This window comes from Companilactobacillus jidongensis (assembly GCF_003946575.1).
Classification (GTDB): domain Bacteria; phylum Bacillota; class Bacilli; order Lactobacillales; family Lactobacillaceae; genus Companilactobacillus; species Companilactobacillus jidongensis.
Window position 1 is genome coordinate 1 of record NZ_RHOP01000008.1, and the last position, 19813, is coordinate 19813.

Sequence of the window (19813 nt, forward strand, 5' to 3'; positions counted from 1 at the left end):
CGAACACAGAAGTTAAGCTTCTTCACGCCGAAAGTAGTTGGTGGGAAACTACCCGCGAGGATAGGAAGCTGCCACGCAATTTTAAAAGGAGGACTGTTCATTCAGTCCTCCCTTTTTTTGTCGTTGTTTATTAATTTGTCGTTAGTTTGTATATCAACTTGATATGGTATCTTCGCAACAATACGTGTTACCATTGTCGTATTAACTTAAAGAAACCTAACTAATTATAAGAGGTGAGATCATTGCGCCAAGAAAGATATCATAAGAAATCACATAAAAAAGCGATTTGGATAACCTTGACTACCATTTTGGTATTAATCTTTTTAGGAATAGTCTTTTTCTTTCCATTAAATAATACGGTAAGGTCCATCAGTGGAGGTAATGACACACCATCGGACAAAGTCGTCAAAAATGAACTGATCAAGAAAGTTGATTCAACCAAAAATGGTGATTTGAAACATGATCAAAAGGTCGATAAAGCTACAAAAGCATTAAAGAAGACTAAAATGTCAGATATTATTCAAGCCGCCAATAATCAAAAAAAGGCTGCTTCTTTGTTGAAAAAAAATACTGCACTAACCTCATCTCAAGCTGATTCTGCTACGAAAAAGATTTTTTCGGATAGTAAATATAACAGCTTACGTCAGTCAGTCAGCAATGGTAATTGGTATTCAGCCTATAAGCAATATAGGACCTTATCGGATAATGGAGCATTAACAAAATTAAAAAATAGTATCAGCACGAAATAAAAAGGATTGTTGTCTCATCTGAGATAACAATCCTTTTGATGTTTAAATGATAAATGTATTTGCTTTGGGGTTAATCATGCCACGGTCATAACGTCCAGTTATCATGTAAGGCATTGTTTCCTTAGCATCGACGTCAGCCAATTTCAGTGTGTTGTGCATGACTGATGTGTCGATGTGAACCCAAGCTGCACCCAATGGTTTCAAGACTGCTAATTCTCCAAGTGGATCATCATCGGTTGAACCTAATTTGATGTCTAGCTTGCCGGGTTCAAAACTGTCAGTTACAGTCGTACTTTGTGTTGCGACTAATTTAACATTTGAGAAGACGTTACTTCCATCTTGTACTTGATCCATGTCCCAAGTGTAGAACATGCTGGCTGTTTCAGCTTGTGAGTTAAGAACTGACTGTGGATCGAATACTTGATGTCCTAACTTCTCATCATTGTATTCGCCTTTTTCCCATTTCAAATCTAATAGCGTTTCACCATGACGAACTACTTTGGCAGTAGCTGAATTATCATTTCTTCTGATTTGAACACTATCAGCTAATTTCTTAGGGATACCGGCACCTTCACGTCCAGCAAGGACTGCTGCTTCGGCTCCTGGTCCGTCGAGTAATAATGTGAATGGATAGGCACCGATCATTTTATCGTTGAAGTTTGCCAGTACATAGAGAACTGCTTCCATGTATGTAGGGCCAAAACTTGGTTTGCCCATCTGAACTACATATCCACATACTACTGGAGCTACCAATTTGAGAGGTTTTGGTAATAATTTTTTCAAAACCTTTTCTGGTGCTGCATATGAGAATAATAATCCTTCTTGATCATCCATTCGTGGTAATGTTAAGAAATTCTTTACGTCATCATCTGATACTAAGAAGCTTGCCATATTTTTGCCCTCCTACATTAATCCATCCATAACATGTACGTCTGGTTTATCTCCGTTTACGATTCTCTTTACACGATCACCGATCATTGTGTTGAATACTGGGTGAGTCAAGATATAGAATTCATCGTCTTCAAGAGCTTGGAAGACTGTCAATGCAATCGAGTCGATTGGCATACCATTCTTGATAACAAATTCTGAAACTTGTTGTCCACCTTTGAAAACATCGCTTGTATAATATGGATCTGTTGTATCGGTATATTGAGCTGGTCTGTGTTTTTCGGTGTGATATAAGTCAGTTTGAACGAATCCTGGACACATTACGTGCATTTCGATATCAGCATTCATTCTTTGTAAGTCATAAGCAGTTGCTTCAGTCATACCAACACTGGCAAATTTGCTTGCATGGTATGCTGGCATTCCTGGTGTGTCGATCAATCCGGCGATTGAAGCGACGTTCAAGATTGCACAGTGTGTCTTTTGTTTGAGCATGATTGGAATGATTTGTTGCATTGCATAGACTTGACTCATCAAGTTAACGTGCATGATCCATTCCCAGTCACGGCTAGGAAGCTCCCAGACTCTTCCTGGCAAAGCAATTCCGGCATCATTGATCAGTAGGTCGATTTGATTAAATCTCTTCATAGTTAGTTTAACGGCTTTGTCGACGTCTTCTTCTTTAGTTACGTCAGCTGGGATCATTTCTACTTGAGCACCCATGTCGGCAACTTCTTTGTAAACACGTTTGAGCGCTGGTTCATCGATATCGATTAGAGCTAGTTTCATTCCACGACGTGCGCCTTCTTTGGCAATTTCAGTACCAAATCCATGGGCAGCACCTGTCAGGAACATTACTTTATCTTTGAAATCCTTCATTATTACTTCTCCTTCCTAGCACATTTCTGGTTCGAAAACATAAGCTTTGGTGTAACCATCTTTCATTGCATCAGCAATTTGACCACTTGAGCTGGCATCACCAATCATTTTGGCTTGATCGAATACAGCAACAAATGGATCAGTGTCAGTTGTATCTGGTGTAACTCCGAGTGCAAGCACGATTGTATCAGCAGGAATTCCCATCATACCATGGTCGATGCTGTCTAAGACTTTGATGCCAGTTGCGCCAGCACCAATCATTTGTTTATTAACCAAAATAGTTGGATTGAGCTTTTTGAGACGAGTCATTTCATCCATTAATAGGGTAGGATTCATACCTGGTCCAACTGCCTTTTGTTTTTCAACGATTGTTACTTCGTGTCCTTCTTTAAGAAGTTTTTCAGATGTTTCGAGTCCGGTCATTCCTGATCCAACAACGACTACTTTGCCAGTTACTTTAGCCTTGCCAGCTAAGTAATCTTCAGCAGTAACAACGTTTTTGCCGTCCATTCCTGGAAGCATTGGAATAATTGGTTTGGCACCAGATGCTAAGAAGACACCAACGGGATTTAGTGCTTGAATACTTGCTACAGTAGCTTCTTCATTCAAGTGAAGTTCGATATTTTTACGTTTATTAACTTGGTTGATAATGTGATCTCTGAATAATTCAATTTTGTCTTTTAATGGAGGAACAATAGCGAGATTCAATGTTCCACCGAGATGTTCGTGCTTGTCGAAGAGGGCAACTTTGAAGTTACGGTCTGCCAATGTCTTAGCAGCTTCCATACCACCAGGCCCACCACCGATAACAACAACTATTTGTCCGTTACCATCTTTGGCTAATGCTGAAAATTCTCTTTCACGTCCAGCTCTAGGGTTAACAGCACAGATAGCATGTTTACCTTCACTAAGAGCTTGGAAGCAGAGTAGGCAACCGATACATGTGGTGATTTGGTCAGATTGTCCAGTACGTGCTTTGTAAGCCCAAGCTGGATCAGCCAAACTTGCACGAGCAATTCCAATGAAGTCAGATGCGTCTTCTTCAAGTAACTGTTCAGCGAATTCAGGTGTTTTGATGTTATCTACAGCGATAACAGGAACCTTGACGTTTTTCTTGATCGTAGTTGAAAGATTCTTCTTCCAGCCTTGTGGATATGATCCTGGTTCGATAATCGTTGGAGCACTTTCGTAGATACCACTGGATACGTTGATAGCATCAGCACCGTAACTCTCAAGTGTTTTAGCAACTTTGACAGAATCATCGATCTTCATACCACCGTCAACGAATTCATCTGCAGAAATACGAACACTAATAGGGAAATCTTGTCCACACATGAATTTGATACCGGCGATAATTTCTTGAACAATTCTTAGACGGTTATGGAATGAACCACCGTAACGATCTGTTCGGTGATTTGAATATGGCGAAATAAATTGATTTAATAAATATCCGTGAGCACAGTGTAACTCAACACCATCGATGCCACCGGCCTTTGCAATGACAGCGCCTTTGATGAACTTCTTAACCATAGCTGTTACTTCATCAGTTGTCATTGCACGAGGAACTTGTTTAACAAATTTGTCAGCGATAGCAGATGCGGAAACCATTTGCTTGCCACCGATCAAACTTTCATTTGTTTCACGACCTGGGTGATGTAATTGAACAAAAATCTTACAGTCGTATTTGTGAACTGAGTCAGCTAATCTTTGTAGCTGAGGGATAACCTTTGGGTCTGTAACTGAGAGTTGTTTATATGTACCAACACCTGTTTCATCGTCAACACGGGTTATTTCAGTGATGATCAGACCAACACCGCCACGTGCACGTTCTTCATAGTGACGGATGATGTCGTCACTTGCCTCACCATTTAATTCGGCTAATGATACGCCCATGGCTGGGAAAACAACACGGTTCTTCAATTCTAGTTTTCCAATATGACCATTTGTGAACATTTTCTTAAATTGGGTCATTTAAAGTGCCTCCTTATCGTAGAAACGTTTTCATTACCGTCTTTACAATAGACTAGGGCGTTGATATGATAAAGATACTTAGTGAATAGAATTGAATTGGTTTAGCTGTGCAAGTTGCACAGCTAGCTTGATACTGTAAGAATATAACTGTATCCTTTATTTGAAATATTAAATTGGTAAATTTGGTCCACTCATGAAAGTGTGAAAAAAATGCAATTTAGTGAACTTATTAACGATTTGTCGGAATATTTTGTAATTGGGCACATTAATGTAACTGGGAAAACTGACATTAAAAGAATCCAAATTAAGCCACAACAGATCCAACAAAAAGATTCTGACATAATGTACATTGGAAAAAATCAAGCAGATGGACCACTAGAATTGTTGAATTTTGATAAGGATGAAAATTTCGAAAATTCAGCAGTCGTCTTGTGTCCATGTCAGGTTAATCAGGCGGACAATGTGTTGAGCAATGAACCATTGATTCGAGTTTTCAATCAAGCTAATACAATCCTCGAAAAAGTCCAAAACCAGAACAGCGCTATTACTAATCTAGCAATGGACGCTGTAACAGATAATCCTAAGACTAATATTAATCGTGCAGCGCAATTATTGAATAATACTTTGATGATCATTGATACTAAATATCAAATTTTGTTGTATTCAGATGTTTATGGCTTTACTGATCCATTGTGGAGCGGCATTTTGAAGCAAGGATATTGTAGCTATGACTTCATTAGAGCGGTCAAAGAAATAGTTAGAACTCAGTCGGAATACAAGAAGGCTGTCTATAATGTACCTTGCCCGAAGTCCAATTTTCATCGCCGAGTGACTAATTTGTATAATAAAAATCAACTACTTGGTTTCTTAGTTATGTTTGATGATCAATCTGTCTTCGATGACCGAACAAAAGAACTATTACCGGAGGTCGGGAAGATATTATCAAGTCAAATTGTCAGAAACCATTTGAGTGCCCCGACAGAATCGAATCGCGATAGGTTGTTGAACGTATTACTGACGGAACAGCAGTCGGTCAATGTAGAGAATATGTTTGCAAGTCAACAAGTTAAATTACCTGATGCCATGGTACTATTGTCCTGTGAACCGTTGACTAAACAGTCATTAAGCGGGATTCAACAACAATTGAAACACGGCTTGAATGCTTATTTTCCACAAATATTATCGACGATTTATCAGCATCATTGTTTGGGACTTTTACCGATCTCATTGAGTGATTATCACAGTGAAAAATTTGGGAATATTTTGTTGGAGGTAGCTCAGAAGGCTCATTGTAATATCTTTGTGTCTAATTTCTATACCAAACCAACTGATACCAAAGCGGCATATACAGTTTGCAAGCGGACAATGAAACTAAGTCAGGTTAGTGAGCCGGTGGTTTTTTGCGAAGATCAATATTTTGAATTGATGCTTGCTAGGATCAATCATGATGCCATCTTACCTTTCTTCGTTAATCCAGCTTTACAGGCGCTACAAAAATACGATAGTGTGAATGATACAGAACTCGTTCCAACGTTATTGAGCTATCTTCAACAAGATGGCAATTTGTCTAGAACGGCGAGCGTGCTATTTATTCATCGTAATACTTTGCATAATCGAATTGAGCGAATGGAAGAACTGACGGGAATAGACTTAAGGGATGCTAATACGAGGTTCAAACTGTATTGTAGTTTTCGTTTGAAAGAATATATTAGTTAAATATACAAAAAGTCTTGCCTTGAAGTGAACTTTAAGGTGTTAAATGATACTTGTGTTACAAATGGAGGTATATTAATGACTAATTATAAAAATAAATTATTTACTGGCGAACGTTCATTATTCGGTGAACACAGTGCAGTAATTTCTGATTCAACTTTTGGTGATGGCGAATCACCACTCAAAGAGAGCCGTAATATTGATATTGACAATACGATTTTTAAATGGAAATATCCTCTTTGGTATAGCAAACATATCAATGTTGATCATTCGATCTTTGAAACCATGTCACGTTCTGGTATTTGGTATACTGATGACATCAAAATAACTGATAGTGCGTTACAGGCACCGAAGTTATTCCGTCGTGGTAAGGACATTAAACTAACTAATGTTCATTTTTCTGACGCTGAAGAAACATTGTGGAGCTGTCAAAATATCAAATTGGATCACGTGCAAGCCAATGGTAATTACTTTGGTATGAATAGTGAAAACATTCGTGTCGATGATTCTAGTTTCATCGGTAATTATATTTTTGATGGTGCAAAGAATGTTGAAGTTCACAATTCTACTTTTGTTTCCAAAGATGCTTTTTGGAACTGTGAAAATGTGACAGTTTATGATTCAACAATCAATGGTGAATATTTAGGCTGGAATACTAAGAATCTTACTTTGATCAATTGTACGATTGAGAGTGATCAGGGACTTTGTTACATTGATCATCTAGTTATGAAAAATTGTAAGTTGCTAGAGACAGACTTAGCCTTTGAATATTGTTCAGATATTGATGCTGAAATCACTTCAAGTATTGTCAGTGTTAAGAATCCCATCAATGGTAAGATTTCTGCTGAATCAATTGGTGAAATTATCTTTGATGATGATGATATTGATGCTAATAAGACTGAAATTACAACTGCAGAACACGCAAAAAGCTGAGATTAAATTCTCAGCTTTTTTTTGTGGAATATTCAACTGCAAGTTCAGCGATGAAGGCACTGAAGTCGACGTCATCGTTCATAGGTGGGACTAGTTTGTATTTATTTCCGCCACTTTCTTTAAAGGTATTATAATTTCTGATGCCATCTTCTTCAAGTGTCTCAAGACAGTCAGCTGTGAATGAAGGTGTAACGATCAAGACATTCTTTTTTCCTTCAGACACTAATTTAGGTAAGGTCTGTTTCAAATATGGTTGTAGCCAAGGCATTGGTCCAAACCTTGATTGATAGACGGTCATGATTTTACTTTCAGGAATGTTTAGTTTGGCTGAAGCAGCGGCAGTAGTTGTTATACATTCAGCCTGATAGGGATCACCATGTTTGACCATTGCTTGCGGGATGCCGTGATAACTGAAGATTAGTTGGTCATAGTCATCTTGATCCCATTCCTCTTGGATTTTTCTTGCTAAAATATTAATGTATTCTGGTTCATTGAAGAATTTTTTGATAATAGTAATGGGCACATTGGCTGATTTTGCTTTTTCAATGATCGTATCGTGAGTGCTCTTTGTATATTGTGGGAATAATGGCAAAACAATAATGTTATCGCAGCCATTGGCGTACATCTGTTGCAAGGTAGCGACAATATCGGGATCACCATAGGTCATTGCTATATCTACCTGCCATTCTGGAAGTAATCGTTGAACTTCTTTTTGAATCTTATCTGTGTAATAGATTTGTGGGGAACCAGAATCTTTCCAGATATGCTGATACAATCCAGCAGAATATTTGGAACGAAATGGTAAGATCATGCCATGTAGAATTGGCTGCCAAAGTAACTTTGGCATTGTAACGACATTTTGATCACCCAGAAATTCACGTAAAAATGGTTTGACTGCGTCTGGTGTTGGAGCAATTGGAGAACCTAAATTAACTAATAAGAGTCCTTTAGTCATAAGCGTGTAATCCTTTCCAAAAATATTATTAAGGTTATCATAGCATAATATTTTTAATAAATTCTTGACAATAAGAGAACGACCGTTTAGTATAGTGACATGCGAAAGATAGATGAAACAAAAAGAAAACTAGTAGTGCAAGCAGTTTTTGAAGTTACATATGAAGAAGGTATCACTAACCTGTCGATCGGTAAGATAGCCAAGAAGGCAGGTGTTAGTAAGGCGACCATCTATGTTTACTTCGAAAATAAGACTGATATGCTGGGTAAGATTTACTTGGAAGTTAAGCGAAGGACCGATGAAGGATTATCTGAAAAATTACGTGATTCGGATTCATATAAGGTCAAAGTACGAAATGTCTTGGAACACTTTGCTAGACATTTTGTCGCACATCCCTTGGAATCAAACTTTATGAGATCAGTTCAATCAAATTGTAATTTAGTTGATCCGGAAGTTTTGGAGACATCTGAAAAAATGGCTCAACCAGTTACAGATTTGTTTGAAGAAGGTGTAAAAAGTAATCAATGGGTCACAAATAATCCAATTATCTTGTTTGCTATTCTATTATCGCCATTAGTACAGATCATTGAATATTACTTTAGAAAAGGTCAATCAGTACCTGACAATGAATTAACAGAGTTGCTAGATATCTTAGTTAAGAATAGTTTAGTCGATTAGATTCGACTTTTTATTTAATTTTTAACTAAATGATTGTTCTATAAATAAAAAAACGAAAGAAGATACAAATATGAATAAAGTAGCGATTATTACAGGAATTTCATCAGGAATGGGACATGCAGCAGCACTTTACTTCCATGAACATGGTTTTGAAGTCTATGGTGGAGCACGTCGTGTTGAAAAACTAGAAGACTTAAAAGAAGTAGGAATCCACACGCAAAGATTAGATGTGACGGATAAACTATCATTACGTGAGTTAGTTGATAAGACGGTGGCTGAACAAGGCAGAATCGATGTTCTAGTCAACAACGCTGGATATGGTGAATTTGGTCCCATTGAGGAAGTTCCCGTAGAAAATGCTCAGAAGCAATTTGATGTTAATTTGTTTGGTGTTGATATGTTAACACAATTAGTTTTACCAGTTATGCGTCGACAAGGAAACGGCCGTATCGTTAATATTTCTTCGATCGGTGGAGATATTTATACACCATTCGGAGGCTGGTATCACGCTACTAAAGCTGGACTTAACATGTGGAGTGATGTTTTGGACCTAGAGGTCAAGCCATTCGGTATTCGTTCTGTTGTAGTTCAACCAGGAGGAACAGAGTCAGAGTGGAGTCAAGTAGCAGTCGATAATGCCCGTAAGAATTTAGCTGAGAACTCACCTTATGAACCACTAGTTGATAAGTTAAGTGGTTTATTGACTGGTCAAGGATTCAGTGCAACTTCAGAGGATCTGGCTAAGGTATTTTATCGTGCTGCCACAGATTTGAAACCAAAACGTCGTTATTTCAATTCATTTACTGATCATGCAGTAGTTGCATTTGGCCGTGCAATGCCAGGATTGTATAAAAAAGTTGTTACGAGAATAATCAAGTAATATGATCAGGGAATCTAATATTAAAGACGCTGAGGGTATTGCGACCGTTAATTTGGAAAGTTGGCAAGAGACTTATTCCGGTATTGTGGATGCTGATTTTTTAAATTCAATGGATCTGTCTAAAGCAGTCGATAGATGGACTGGATTTTTGAACGATCCCGATGTCAAAATCTTTGTAGATGTAGAAAAAGATACAGTAGTAGGGTACATTCGCGCCGAGGTCAAAAACGGTAAGGCATGTATAGGCGCCATATACCTATTAAAGGATTATCAAAAAATGGGTATTGGAAAAGAACTTCTACTAAAAGGATTAGATTACTTAAAGCAGCAAAATTATAAAAATATTTTTGTTGACGTACTATTTGATAATCCCACCAAATATTTTTATCAAAAATTTGGTGCCGAACCATTTGAAGAACGGACCCTTAAAATCGGCGAACAAGAACTGGCTGAATCAGTCTATGCATGGAATTTTGAGTAGTATGTTACACTAGTCGAAGAATAAAAAGCATAGGTGAGGGTCTTTGGAAGAAGCAATTAAGATTTTAAGAGATAACCACTATAAGGTAACTAAGCAGCGTATGGATCTGATTGAATTTCTTAGTAATTATACGAATAAGTACATTCAAATCAGTGATGTGGATGAATATATGAAGTCCATCTATCCTGGAATCAGTAATAATACTGTTTACCGCAATCTGAAGGAATTTTCAGATATTGGATTAGTTGAATATCAGGAAAAAAATAAAGCGATGATCAAGTTTCAGTGTGATTTTGATCAGATGCATCATCATCATTTTATCTGTTCTAATTGTGGCAAAGTAATTGAGTTAAAGGCTTGTCCCTTGAGCTTTTTTACTGATCAGTTACCAGGGTGTGAAGTTGAGTCACATGCCATTGAGATCTATGGACTTTGTCCTGAGTGTGCAGCAAAAAAATAAGGTAACACAAAAAAGCCAATCGCAATTCGATTGGCTTTTAATCTGTATATTTCAAACCGACTTCAATGAAATATTGAAAGATACGGTTCTTTGTAATTTTACCGACGACCTGAGTAGGGTCGTCTTTTTTTGTAACTGGAAGTGAGTCAACTTGATGTTGATAGAGTAGTTTTCCGACTGAGATGATCGACATATCAGCGTCAACCGTTATTAAATTAGGCATCCTTGTCATGACCATGCTGGCGATCATCGAATCTGCATCAGCGTTATTGACCGTCACAGCCAACAAGTCCTTGCGCGAGATCAATCCTAGTAGCTTACTGTCATTATCTGTTACATATAATGACCCGACATCATTAATGAACAGTTTGTTGACACATTCAGGTAAAGTCGTGTTGGGTTGAACGAAGATTGGTTGAATAAGGATATGGGCGATTGATTCTCCGAACAATTCATCAAAGTCCAAGCTGGACTTAGGTAATTGTGAGAATTCATATCCTACTTTTGGACGCGACTTCAATATCTCTGTTGCTGTGAGCAATCTTAAGTCCCCACGGATCGTAGGCACACTTAGTTGCAATCTTGCAGCAATCTGTTCACTTGTCATCGGACTTTTTTTTCTGGTCATATCGATAATTTGCTTTTGGCGGTCAGTTAAATACATGATATATATCTCCCTAGAGTATATGTTGTTACATTAATTATAATATCACGTAGTATTTTTTGAAAGCTAATTATTAGCTAATGTTGCTTGAGCGGCTGCAATTCTTGCGACAGGTATTCTAAATGGTGAACAAGATACATATGAAATACCGATCTTTTCGAAGAATTGGATCGACTTAGGATCTCCACCAACTTCACCACAGACACCAATCGGTAGTTCGGAGTTAGTTTTGCGGCCACGATCGACTGCCATGCGCATCAATTCACCGACGCCTTCAGTATCGACAGTTTGGAAAGGATCATTTGGCAAAATTCCTTGAGCAATGTATTCAGACATGAATGACCCGACGTCATCACGTGAGTAACCAAAGGTTAATTGTGTTAAGTCATTAGTACCAAAACTGAAGAAGTCTGAGACTTCAGCAATTTTATTAGCTGTTACACAAGCACGAGGCATTTCCATCATTGTACCGATCTTGTATTCTAAGCGAGCATCGTTTTCAATTAGAAGCTTTTGAATAGTCTGTTCAACAACATCACGGACCCATTTCATTTCAGTCTTTGAGTTTGTCAATGGAATCATAATATGTGGCTTGATATCAAAGCCTTCTTGATTCAGGCGAATAGCGGCATTAACGATGGCAGTTACTTGCATTTGATAAATATCGGGATAGGTAACAGCTAGTCGATCTCCACGATGTCCGAGCATTGGATTAAGTTCTTTTAGTGAATCAATTCGAGCCTTCAGAGCATCGACAGTTGTGTTGATTTCTTCAGCAACTAAGGCAATTTCTTTTTCATCATGTGGTAGGAATTCATGCAGTGGTGGGTCCAGCAATCTAACTGTGACGGACTTACCAGCAGATAATTTATAGATTTCGTAGAAGTCATTTTGTTGTAAAGCAAGGATTTTTGCGAGCGGATCTTTACGACCTTCAGCGTCTTTAGCGAGGATCAAGCGACGCATTTGTAGTAAGCGTTCCGGTTTGAAGAACATATGCTCTGTTCTAGTTAATCCAATTCCGTCAGCGTCAAATTCTAAGGCGCGTTGGAAGTCAGCGGGTGTGTCTGCATTTGTGTAAACTCCCATCCGACTGATTTCCTTGGCCCATTCTAGTAGGATCGATAAATCGTCATTGATGCTGGCTTCAGATGTTTCTAGTTGGCCTAAGTACAAGTGTCCACTAGTTCCGTCAACTGAAATCCAATCACCCTCGTGAATGACTGTATCTTCAACAGTAGCGGTCTTGTTTGCATAACTAACTTGGAGTGCATGAGCACCGACGACACCGGTCGAGCCCATTCCACGGGCAACAACTGCAGCGTGAGATGTCATACCACCACGTGAAGTGACGATTGCTTCACTGACGACCATGCCTTCAATATCTTCTGGTGAAGTATCTTGTCTCAAGAGGACGACTTTTTGATGTTGATCATCATGAGCATTTTTAGCCGTTTCAGCGGTGAAATAAACTTGTCCGCTCGCTGCACCAGGGGATGCAGGCAATCCAGTGGCAAGAACATGCTGTCTTTCCAGAGCTTTGTGGGCGAATTCAGAATGAAGCATAGCTGAAATTGATTCTGGTTTGATGCGTTTAATAGCTGTTTCCTTGTCGATCAAGCCTTCATTTACGAGGTCAACAGCAACTTTGACAGCTGCAGCAGGGGTACGTTTACCGGCACGTGCTTGTAGTAAATATAGTTTGCCATGTTCAATCGTAAACTCTAGATCTTGCATATCACGATAGTGTGTTTCCAGTTTTTCAGCTATTTTAGCAAATTGATCATAAATTGCAGGCATTGATTCACGTAAAGTTTCGATTGATTCAGGAGTGCGGACACCTGATACTACATCTTCACCTTGAGCGTTGAGTAAGTATTCGCCGAAGAGGTTCTTCTCACCAGTGGCAGGATTTCTTGTGAAAGCAACGCCAGTACCTGAGTCCTCACCAGAATTTCCGAAGACCATGGTTTGAACGTTGACGGCTGTTCCAAGTGTTTCAGGGATGTCATTTTGACGACGATAAATACGAGCACGGTTGTTGTCCCATGATGAAAAGACAGAATCTACAGCTGATAGCAATTGTTCTTTAGGATCTTGTGGAAAAACTTTGTTGGCCTCATTTTGATAAATTTCTTTGAAACGAGTAACGATATTTTTTAAGTCAGTAGTTGTCAATTCTAGATCAGATTGATAATTGTTGGCTTTTTTTGTTTCAGTTAGCACGTTGTCAAAAGTATCTTCGTTGATGCCGTAAACAACATTACCGAACATTGCTAGAAGGCGACGATAACTGTCGTAAGCAAAACGTTCATTGTCAGTTATCTTAGCTAGGGCAACAACTGAACGGTCATTTAGACCGATATTCAAAATCGTATCCATCATTCCTGGCATGGAGATTGCGGCTCCTGAACGGACTGAGATAAGCAGTGGATCAGTTTCGTCGTCAAATTTTTTTCCAGTAGATGCACTTAATCTATCTAACGCGTGATCAATCTCCAATTTTAGAGCTTCACTTAATTGATGACTGTTTTGTTGATATGAATGGCAAGCCTCAGTTGTGATAGTGAATCCATGAGGTACTGGCAGATTCAAACGAGTCATTTCGGCTAGGTTAGCTCCTTTACCTCCAAGTAAGTCTCGCATGTTTTTGTTACCTTCAGAAAAGAAATAAATTTGTCTCATTATATATAACTCCTTAATTATTAATATGACGTGCTAAATAATAATTAGAATATATATGATGTTTTAAATAATTGCAAGCGGTTTCTATAATTTCACCTATACCAATCAAAAAAGCCTAGCGATAATCGCTAGGCTTTCGTACGTTTGAGCTGATTTATTATTTTTTTGGCACGACGTTGAGTTTTCTTGTTTTTTGAATTAAGACGTCTCATTGCACTAGACCGATCGAGTTTTTCTGCCATTATTTTGCTCCTTTTTCTAATATCTTATTTAGTTGTTGGTATTGCGATAGCATCCATTCTTTATAAGTTTTACCTGCAGGTAATGTTTCAGTGACTTTTAGAATAGGAATGTTCTTTTCTTTTGCTAAGGCAATCATATTGTCGACAGTTTTACTGTCGGACTGTGAATTATACACTAAGAATGAAATTTTTCCTTCTGAAATGCCTCGGCGCATATTTTTTACAACGGCCGGCGATGGGTCAGTGCCGTTCTCAACAGCTTTTTCGAAGTTTGTATTACCAACTTTGAAGCCCATTGTTTTGATTGCGTAATCGAAGACTGGTTCACTGACATAAACTTCTTTGTTAGACATTAACTTGGCCTTATTGGTTAATTCAGTTAATTCGTCTTGGATTGGCTTTAATGAAGCAATATATTTTTTAGCATTAGTTTCAAAATACTTTTTATTCTTAGGATATTTTTGACTCAATTCTTTCGCCAATTGATTTGCTAGTGCTGGCATAGTTGCTGGATCATACCAGAGATGAGGATTAGCGCCAGTCTTTTTATCAAGGATATTTTCACCGACTTTGATGAAAGTACTATCTTTCTTCTTACTCAACTTGTTCATCCACGGATCGTATCCTAGACCATTAGCAATGGTGAAATCAGCTCCGGAGACATCTTTGGCAATAGCAGTGGTGGGTTCATAATCATGCGGATCAACACCAGGTTTGTTGATGATCGATTCAACTGAACCCTTATTACCAACGACGGACTTGGCGACTTCGCCATAAAAATCGGTTGTAGCAACGATTTTGATTTTGTTATTTGACGATGATGAATTACTGGAGTTCCCGCAAGCAGTTAGAGCAACTCCTAATAGCACAATTCCAATAGTAGCAATTAGAACTTTGAATCTTTTGAAAAACATAAATAATTTTCTCCCTTAAATAGTAATTATTACTAATTAAGAATATATGATTGTGGTTTATTTGTAAATAGTAATTATTATCATTTACAAATAAACTTAATTATAAATTAAATATAAGAAATTCATATTTTAACCTTAACTAATCATCAAGACCCTGGTCTAATAGGGATGCTATAACTTATATATGCTTTACGAGACAAAAGAAATATAGAAAAGATACAGAGGTGAGCTCTTGGCCGAAAAGAAAAAGAAACGATATTTGCATGAAGTTGATCTGATGCGAGTTATTTTTATCGGTGGTGTGTTACTTAATCACACAACAACGGCATTCAAATCGAATATGGCAGACAGTTCGTTCAGTAAATTATTTTTGGAAGCAACGCATTTGTCGCTTCACTTTACCCGAATGGGTTTCATGTTTATGACCGGCCTTGTGCTAGTCCTTAATTATTACAATCGTGATAATCACTGGCTAAGTTTTTGGAAGAAGCGTTATACCAGTGTTGGAATTCCATATCTTAGTTGGAATGCCATTATTATGTTATTTGCCACTATATTTGCCGGTGGCACGATAATCTGGAGTGATTATTGGAATCATCTACTTGATGCTTGGCTACATGGTAATGAATATTACATGTACTACATCATTGTTACATTCCAGCTTTATCTGATTTTCCCACTTATCATCAAAATGTTTAAAAAATTTGAAAAGCATCATCTGACTATTTTGGGAATCAGTGCCTTACTTCAATTGGTTATTACCATTGGAATTAAGTATTGGTTACCAGGAGTCGATCGCAGCGGTTGGCCGTATCTGCTTAGCGCATATGGAATGAATGTCTTAACTTATCAGTTCTACTTCATAGCCGGAGCATTTGTTGCCATACATTATGACGCAGTTGATGCCTTTATTGAAAAGTTTCATAAGGCAATCGGTTGGACGACAGCCGTTTTAGCACTTGGTACAGTTGGATTATTCTACTTTGATCAGAATATTCTCAAATTAAGTAGCGGTGGAACCCTATCGATCCATCAACCATTTATTTTCGTTTACGACGTAGTGATGATTGCCTTTGTTTTTTGGATCGGACGTCAATATGCACATGCAAGAGAGAACGGTCTACCAGTATGGCTAGACCATACAATTAAGAACCTATCCAAAGTTTCATTCGGATTATATCTCGTTCAAAGTCTTCCAGTATTAACATTGTACGGAATTTTGTCATTATTCCATGTTCCATCATGGGTAATGCTACTGATGTTGCCGTTTGGATATGCTTTCGTCTTAGGAGGAGCATTCCTCATCTCATGGTTCTGCTACAAAGTACCACCATTTGGAATCCTAATTGGAAGACCTCAAAAACTCAAAAGGAGTACATTAAATGTCAAAAATAACCAATCAATTAAACCAGCAATTGAAAAACAATAGTGAAGAAAAAATCATCAAGGATGAAAACCGCGATATGTGGTTCACTGGAACAGAAATAAAAAATGATGTCAACATGATCAAGAATGATTTGATCGATTTGAAAGTCGGACACGGCGATGTTGTTCTAGTCTGCCAAGAGAATAACGGAGCCTATCCGGCAATCGTTCAAGCAATTTGGGAAATTGGTGCAATCGTACATCCGATTGCTGATACAACACCAGCCGCTGAATTACAACAAGAACTGCAAGAACATCAGTATGCAGCCGCCATTGTCAAAGAAGACTTAATCGCGGCGGTCATGGATAATCGTTCAGTGACGATTATTGATGAGGTTAGTTTAAAAACTTCAATACATCTATCAATCGTAAGAGATCAAAACATTATCGGTCACATCGATCAAGTACCGGTTGAAAAGGACTTGGCATTGATTCTAAACACATCAGGAACTACCGGTAAACCAAAAGGCGTCGGTATTACTCATGAATTACTGAAGAATGCAGTCGATCATGATATTGAGAGCCACGAGATGACTAGTGATGATACAACTATGATCATCATGCCGATGTTTCATATTAATGCTCAGGCTGTATCACTCTTATCGACCAGATTGTCAGGTGGAAAGGTTGTTATTGCCAAAAAATTCAGTGCTTCAAAGTTTTGGACCCAAGTACGAGATAACCATGTAACCTGGGTCTCAGTCGTACCGACGATTGTTAATATCTTATTAATAAATGAGAAAGCTAATCAAATGTACAGCGATGATATCAAATTAAGATTTGTTCGTTGTTCGTCATTTGCCTTACCATTAGATAAATTGACCGCCTTTCAAAATCGATTCCATACAATAATTCTTGAGGGCTATGGGATGACCGAAACCGCTAGTCAGTGTACGATTAATCCCTTCGATGCACCCAAGGTTGGTTCAGCTGGTAAACCATTTAAAACTGAATTGGCAATTTTAATTGATGATAAATTCAAAGCAGAAGCTAATCAAGTCGGTGAGATTGCAGTTCGTGGTGATCATGTGATCAAAGATTACATGGATCCGCATCCGGATTCATTCAAAGATGGCTGGTTCTTAACAGGTGATCTTGGTTACCTAGATGATGATGGATACTTATTCGTCAAAGGACGTAAAAAGGATATTATTAGTCGCGGCGGTGAAAAAGTAGCACCTGCGCATGTTGAAAATGCTCTGAGTCAACTAGATTGTGTTAAAGAAATTGCAGTTATCGGAACACCGGATTCAATGTATGGTGAGGCCGTCACGGCAGTAGTTATTGGTCAAGATGTCCAGAATGAAAGTATTGTTAGACAAAAAATTTTGGATCACGCCAAAAAAACCTTGGCAGTATTTGAACAACCCACCAAAGTTATTTTTGTGAATGATTATCCTAGAAACCCCACTGGTAAAGTACTTCGCGTGAAGTTACGCAACCAAATCTTAGAAGAGGCCGTAGGTAAAGGTGCTTAATGAATGAAGAATAAAAGACGTTTCAAAAAATTACTGATCAGTGTTGTATTAATCTTTTGGGCATGTATCGCTTTTTATGGATTCAAACAAACCGATGCTGGAGCTAGTACTTCCGGATTAACCACCGTTACAGTCGGATATCAAAAAGGAGATCCGTTTGATATTGCCAAACAACGTGGTGAATTCGCTAAGAAAATGAAAGCAAAAGGCTATAAAGTCGTTTGGAAGGAATTCTCAGATGGTAGTTCATTAATGCAAGCCTTAAATTCAGGCTCAGTTGACTATGCCAGAACTGGTGATACACCGCCAGTTTCAGCACAAGCCGCTGGCACCAAGCTGACCTATGTTGCGGCTGGGTATTCGAAGGCAAAAGGGTCCGCAATTTTAGTCAATAAGGGTTCGAGTATTTCGTCAGTCGCTGACTTAAAAGGCAAGAAAGTCGCTTATACCAAAGGAACCAGTTCACAGTATATGCTGTTGAAAGCTTTGAAGAAAGCTGGACTGAGTGCCGAAGATGTAACTTGGGTCAATATGGATCAGTCATCTGCCAGTGTCGCCTTCTCTAAAGGAAAAGTTGATGCCTGGGCAACTTGGGATCCTTATACATCGCAAGCTGAGATCAATCAGAATGCCAAAGTACTAGTTACCGGTTCAGGTATTACCAATAATCGGGATTATATTCTTTCAACAACAAGTTTTGCTAAGAATAATAAGAACATTACTAAGTACTTGATCGAGTACCTGCAAGATGACATGACTTGGGCCAATAATAATCATAGTGAATTGATCACCATGATGAGTAAGTCGTTAGGTGTCTCGAAGTCAGTCGTTAAGAAGATGGTTGAGCGTAGGACTTATGGAATATCCGCAATGAGTAGTAAGTATGTTAAAGAGCAGCAGGAAATTGCTGACTTGTTCTACTCAGAAGGATTCATTGAGAAGAAAATTGATGTCAGTGATGATGTTGATCTTGAATAGTTTAATAGAATTTTTGTTGGTCGACCTTTGGGTCGGCTTTTTTTGTACAAAAAAAGATGCTGATTTTTTCAGCATCTTTGCATAATTGTTATTAGTTTTAAACAGATTGAGATTTAAGAAGCTTTTTACCAAGTGCACCACCTGGATGAAATGTAGCAAAGTTTTCTTTGGTGAAGCCCTTTAGCTCAGATAGTGTACAAGCAATTGCATCTCCAACAACTAATACCCCGGTTGAACTATTTGTAGGAGCAAGATTTAGATTATCTGCCTCATGATCAATGGGAATAACTAGAGTTTGATCACATTGTTGAGCTAATGATGAGGTTTCTTTGCCAGTGAATGCAATTAGTTTTGTTCCAATTCTCTTAAGGGATGGTATTGGAGCCAAAATCTCTTTAGTTTCACCACTATTTGAGATGAGAATGACTGTATCATTTTTCTGAATCATTCCCAAATCTCCATGAACACTTTCTGTTGCATGAACAAAAAATGATGGTGTACCTGTACTTGAAAATGTTGCTGCTAATTTTCTACCTATTAGGCCTGATTTACCTACACCCATAAAAATCAATTTTCCATCCATATTTAATAGAGTATCTATTACTGAATCGTAATTTTCATCCACATTATTATCGATTTCTTGTACGGCGTCAATTTCACTTTGAATAAAACCATGTATTAGATCTGAATATTTTTCAGACATTTATATTACCTCCATTGCAACTTTCTGGTTTTATTCTTAATCAATTGACCATATATGGTCAATTATGATTGTTGCCATATTGTGTCTGTGTTGTGTTACTAAGTACAATGTTACATAGTTCACTATCACTTGAAAAGGGC

19 protein-coding genes are annotated in these 19813 nt (G+C 38.1%); 10 read left to right on the top strand and 9 right to left on the bottom strand.

All coding sequences use genetic code 11. The features are described 5' to 3' along the window. Positions 1-242: 242 nt before the first annotated feature. Entirely contained in the window at positions 243-749 is a 507-nt protein-coding gene (locus EKM68_RS06350) for a hypothetical protein (protein WP_125588959.1), read from the top strand. Between the two features lie 42 nt (positions 750-791). Here EKM68_RS06350 and EKM68_RS06355 read toward each other — a convergent pair whose 3' ends face one another. From EKM68_RS06355 to EKM68_RS06365, 3 genes are read right to left on the bottom strand one after another with little or no spacing between them, the layout of a single operon-like run. Next, a complete protein-coding gene (locus tag EKM68_RS06355; RefSeq protein WP_125588960.1) occupies positions 792-1640 on the bottom strand; it encodes an acetoacetate decarboxylase family protein in 849 nt (282 codons plus the stop codon). Between the two features lie 12 nt (positions 1641-1652). Beyond that, positions 1653-2513, bottom strand: a complete 861-nt coding sequence (locus EKM68_RS06360; RefSeq protein ID WP_125588962.1) for an SDR family NAD(P)-dependent oxidoreductase — start codon at positions 2511-2513, stop codon at positions 1653-1655. A 15-nt stretch (positions 2514-2528) separates the two neighbouring features. After that, on the bottom strand, positions 2529-4484 hold the full coding sequence (locus EKM68_RS06365; RefSeq protein ID WP_125588965.1) for an oxidoreductase: 1956 nt from the start codon (positions 4482-4484) through the stop codon (positions 2529-2531). Positions 4485-4694: 210 nt separating this feature from the next. Here EKM68_RS06365 and EKM68_RS06370 point away from each other — a divergent pair, with 210 nt between their 5' ends. Both EKM68_RS06370 and EKM68_RS06375 read left to right on the top strand, forming a co-directional pair. Continuing rightward, on the top strand, positions 4695-6200 hold the full coding sequence (locus tag EKM68_RS06370) for a PucR family transcriptional regulator (protein WP_125588967.1): 1506 nt from the start codon (positions 4695-4697) through the stop codon (positions 6198-6200). Positions 6201-6275: 75 nt separating this feature from the next. Next, positions 6276-7130: a DUF3737 family protein gene (locus tag EKM68_RS06375; RefSeq protein WP_125588969.1), complete on the top strand. Its 855-nt coding sequence runs from the start codon at positions 6276-6278 to the stop codon at positions 7128-7130. A 10-nt stretch (positions 7131-7140) separates the two neighbouring features. Here EKM68_RS06375 and hemH read toward each other — a convergent pair whose 3' ends face one another. Continuing rightward, positions 7141-8085 (bottom strand): ferrochelatase, encoded by a 945-nt coding sequence (hemH, locus tag EKM68_RS06380; RefSeq protein WP_125588971.1) that lies wholly within the window; start codon positions 8083-8085, stop codon positions 7141-7143. A 99-nt stretch (positions 8086-8184) separates the two neighbouring features. Here hemH and EKM68_RS06385 point away from each other — a divergent pair, with 99 nt between their 5' ends. The 4 genes from EKM68_RS06385 (at position 8185) to EKM68_RS06400 (ending at position 10584) form a co-directional block, all read left to right on the top strand. Further along, positions 8185-8763, top strand: a complete 579-nt coding sequence (locus tag EKM68_RS06385) for a TetR/AcrR family transcriptional regulator (RefSeq protein ID WP_125588973.1) — start codon at positions 8185-8187, stop codon at positions 8761-8763. 70 nt (positions 8764-8833) lie between these two features. Beyond that, positions 8834-9643, top strand: a complete 810-nt coding sequence (locus tag EKM68_RS06390) for an SDR family NAD(P)-dependent oxidoreductase (RefSeq protein ID WP_125588975.1) — start codon at positions 8834-8836, stop codon at positions 9641-9643. A 1-nt stretch (position 9644) separates the two neighbouring features. Beyond that, a complete protein-coding gene (locus EKM68_RS06395; RefSeq protein WP_125588977.1) occupies positions 9645-10124 on the top strand; it encodes a GNAT family N-acetyltransferase in 480 nt (159 codons plus the stop codon). A 43-nt stretch (positions 10125-10167) separates the two neighbouring features. Then, positions 10168-10584 carry a Fur family transcriptional regulator gene (locus tag EKM68_RS06400; protein WP_125588979.1) on the top strand — a complete coding sequence of 139 codons (417 nt, stop codon included), beginning with the start codon at positions 10168-10170 and terminating at the stop codon, positions 10582-10584. Between the two features lie 37 nt (positions 10585-10621). Here the strand turns inward: EKM68_RS06400 and EKM68_RS06405 are convergent, their stop codons facing one another. The 4 genes from EKM68_RS06405 to EKM68_RS06415 all read right to left on the bottom strand — a co-directional run bounded on the left by EKM68_RS06405 (position 10622) and on the right by EKM68_RS06415 (position 15089). Further along, entirely contained in the window at positions 10622-11248 is a 627-nt protein-coding gene (locus EKM68_RS06405; RefSeq protein WP_125588980.1) for a CBS domain-containing protein, read from the bottom strand. Positions 11249-11314: 66 nt separating this feature from the next. Beyond that, the gene (gene ppdK, locus EKM68_RS06410; protein WP_125588982.1) at positions 11315-13933 is read right to left on the bottom strand and encodes a pyruvate, phosphate dikinase; all 2619 of its coding nucleotides are present in this window, start codon (positions 13931-13933) and stop codon (positions 11315-11317) included. Positions 13934-14061: 128 nt separating this feature from the next. After that, entirely contained in the window at positions 14062-14175 is a 114-nt protein-coding gene (locus EKM68_RS13545) for a putative metal homeostasis protein (RefSeq protein WP_164509374.1), read from the bottom strand. Continuing rightward, complete coding sequence (locus EKM68_RS06415; RefSeq protein WP_125588984.1) at positions 14175-15089, bottom strand: metal ABC transporter solute-binding protein; 915 nt, start codon at positions 15087-15089, stop codon at positions 14175-14177. Before EKM68_RS06415 ends, EKM68_RS13545 begins: the two co-directional genes overlap by 1 nt. A 232-nt stretch (positions 15090-15321) precedes the next feature. Between EKM68_RS06415 and EKM68_RS06420 the strand changes: the two genes are divergently transcribed. The 3 genes from EKM68_RS06420 to EKM68_RS06430 are packed head-to-tail and all read left to right on the top strand — an operon-like array spanning position 15322 to position 18970. After that, positions 15322-16518: an acyltransferase gene (locus EKM68_RS06420; RefSeq protein WP_125588986.1), complete on the top strand. Its 1197-nt coding sequence runs from the start codon at positions 15322-15324 to the stop codon at positions 16516-16518. Further along, a complete protein-coding gene (locus tag EKM68_RS06425; protein WP_125588988.1) occupies positions 16472-17992 on the top strand; it encodes an AMP-binding protein in 1521 nt (506 codons plus the stop codon). The genes EKM68_RS06420 and EKM68_RS06425 overlap by 47 nt, the downstream gene beginning before the upstream one ends. A 3-nt stretch (positions 17993-17995) precedes the next feature. Further along, on the top strand, positions 17996-18970 hold the full coding sequence (locus tag EKM68_RS06430) for an aliphatic sulfonate ABC transporter substrate-binding protein (RefSeq protein WP_125588990.1): 975 nt from the start codon (positions 17996-17998) through the stop codon (positions 18968-18970). A gap of 97 nt (positions 18971-19067) precedes the next feature. On the opposite strand, the gene EKM68_RS06435 is transcribed toward EKM68_RS06430, so the two are convergent. Continuing rightward, positions 19068-19673, bottom strand: coding sequence for a KpsF/GutQ family sugar-phosphate isomerase (locus EKM68_RS06435; RefSeq protein ID WP_125588992.1), 606 nt, complete (start codon positions 19671-19673; stop codon positions 19068-19070). Between the last annotated feature and the right edge of the window lie 140 nt (positions 19674-19813).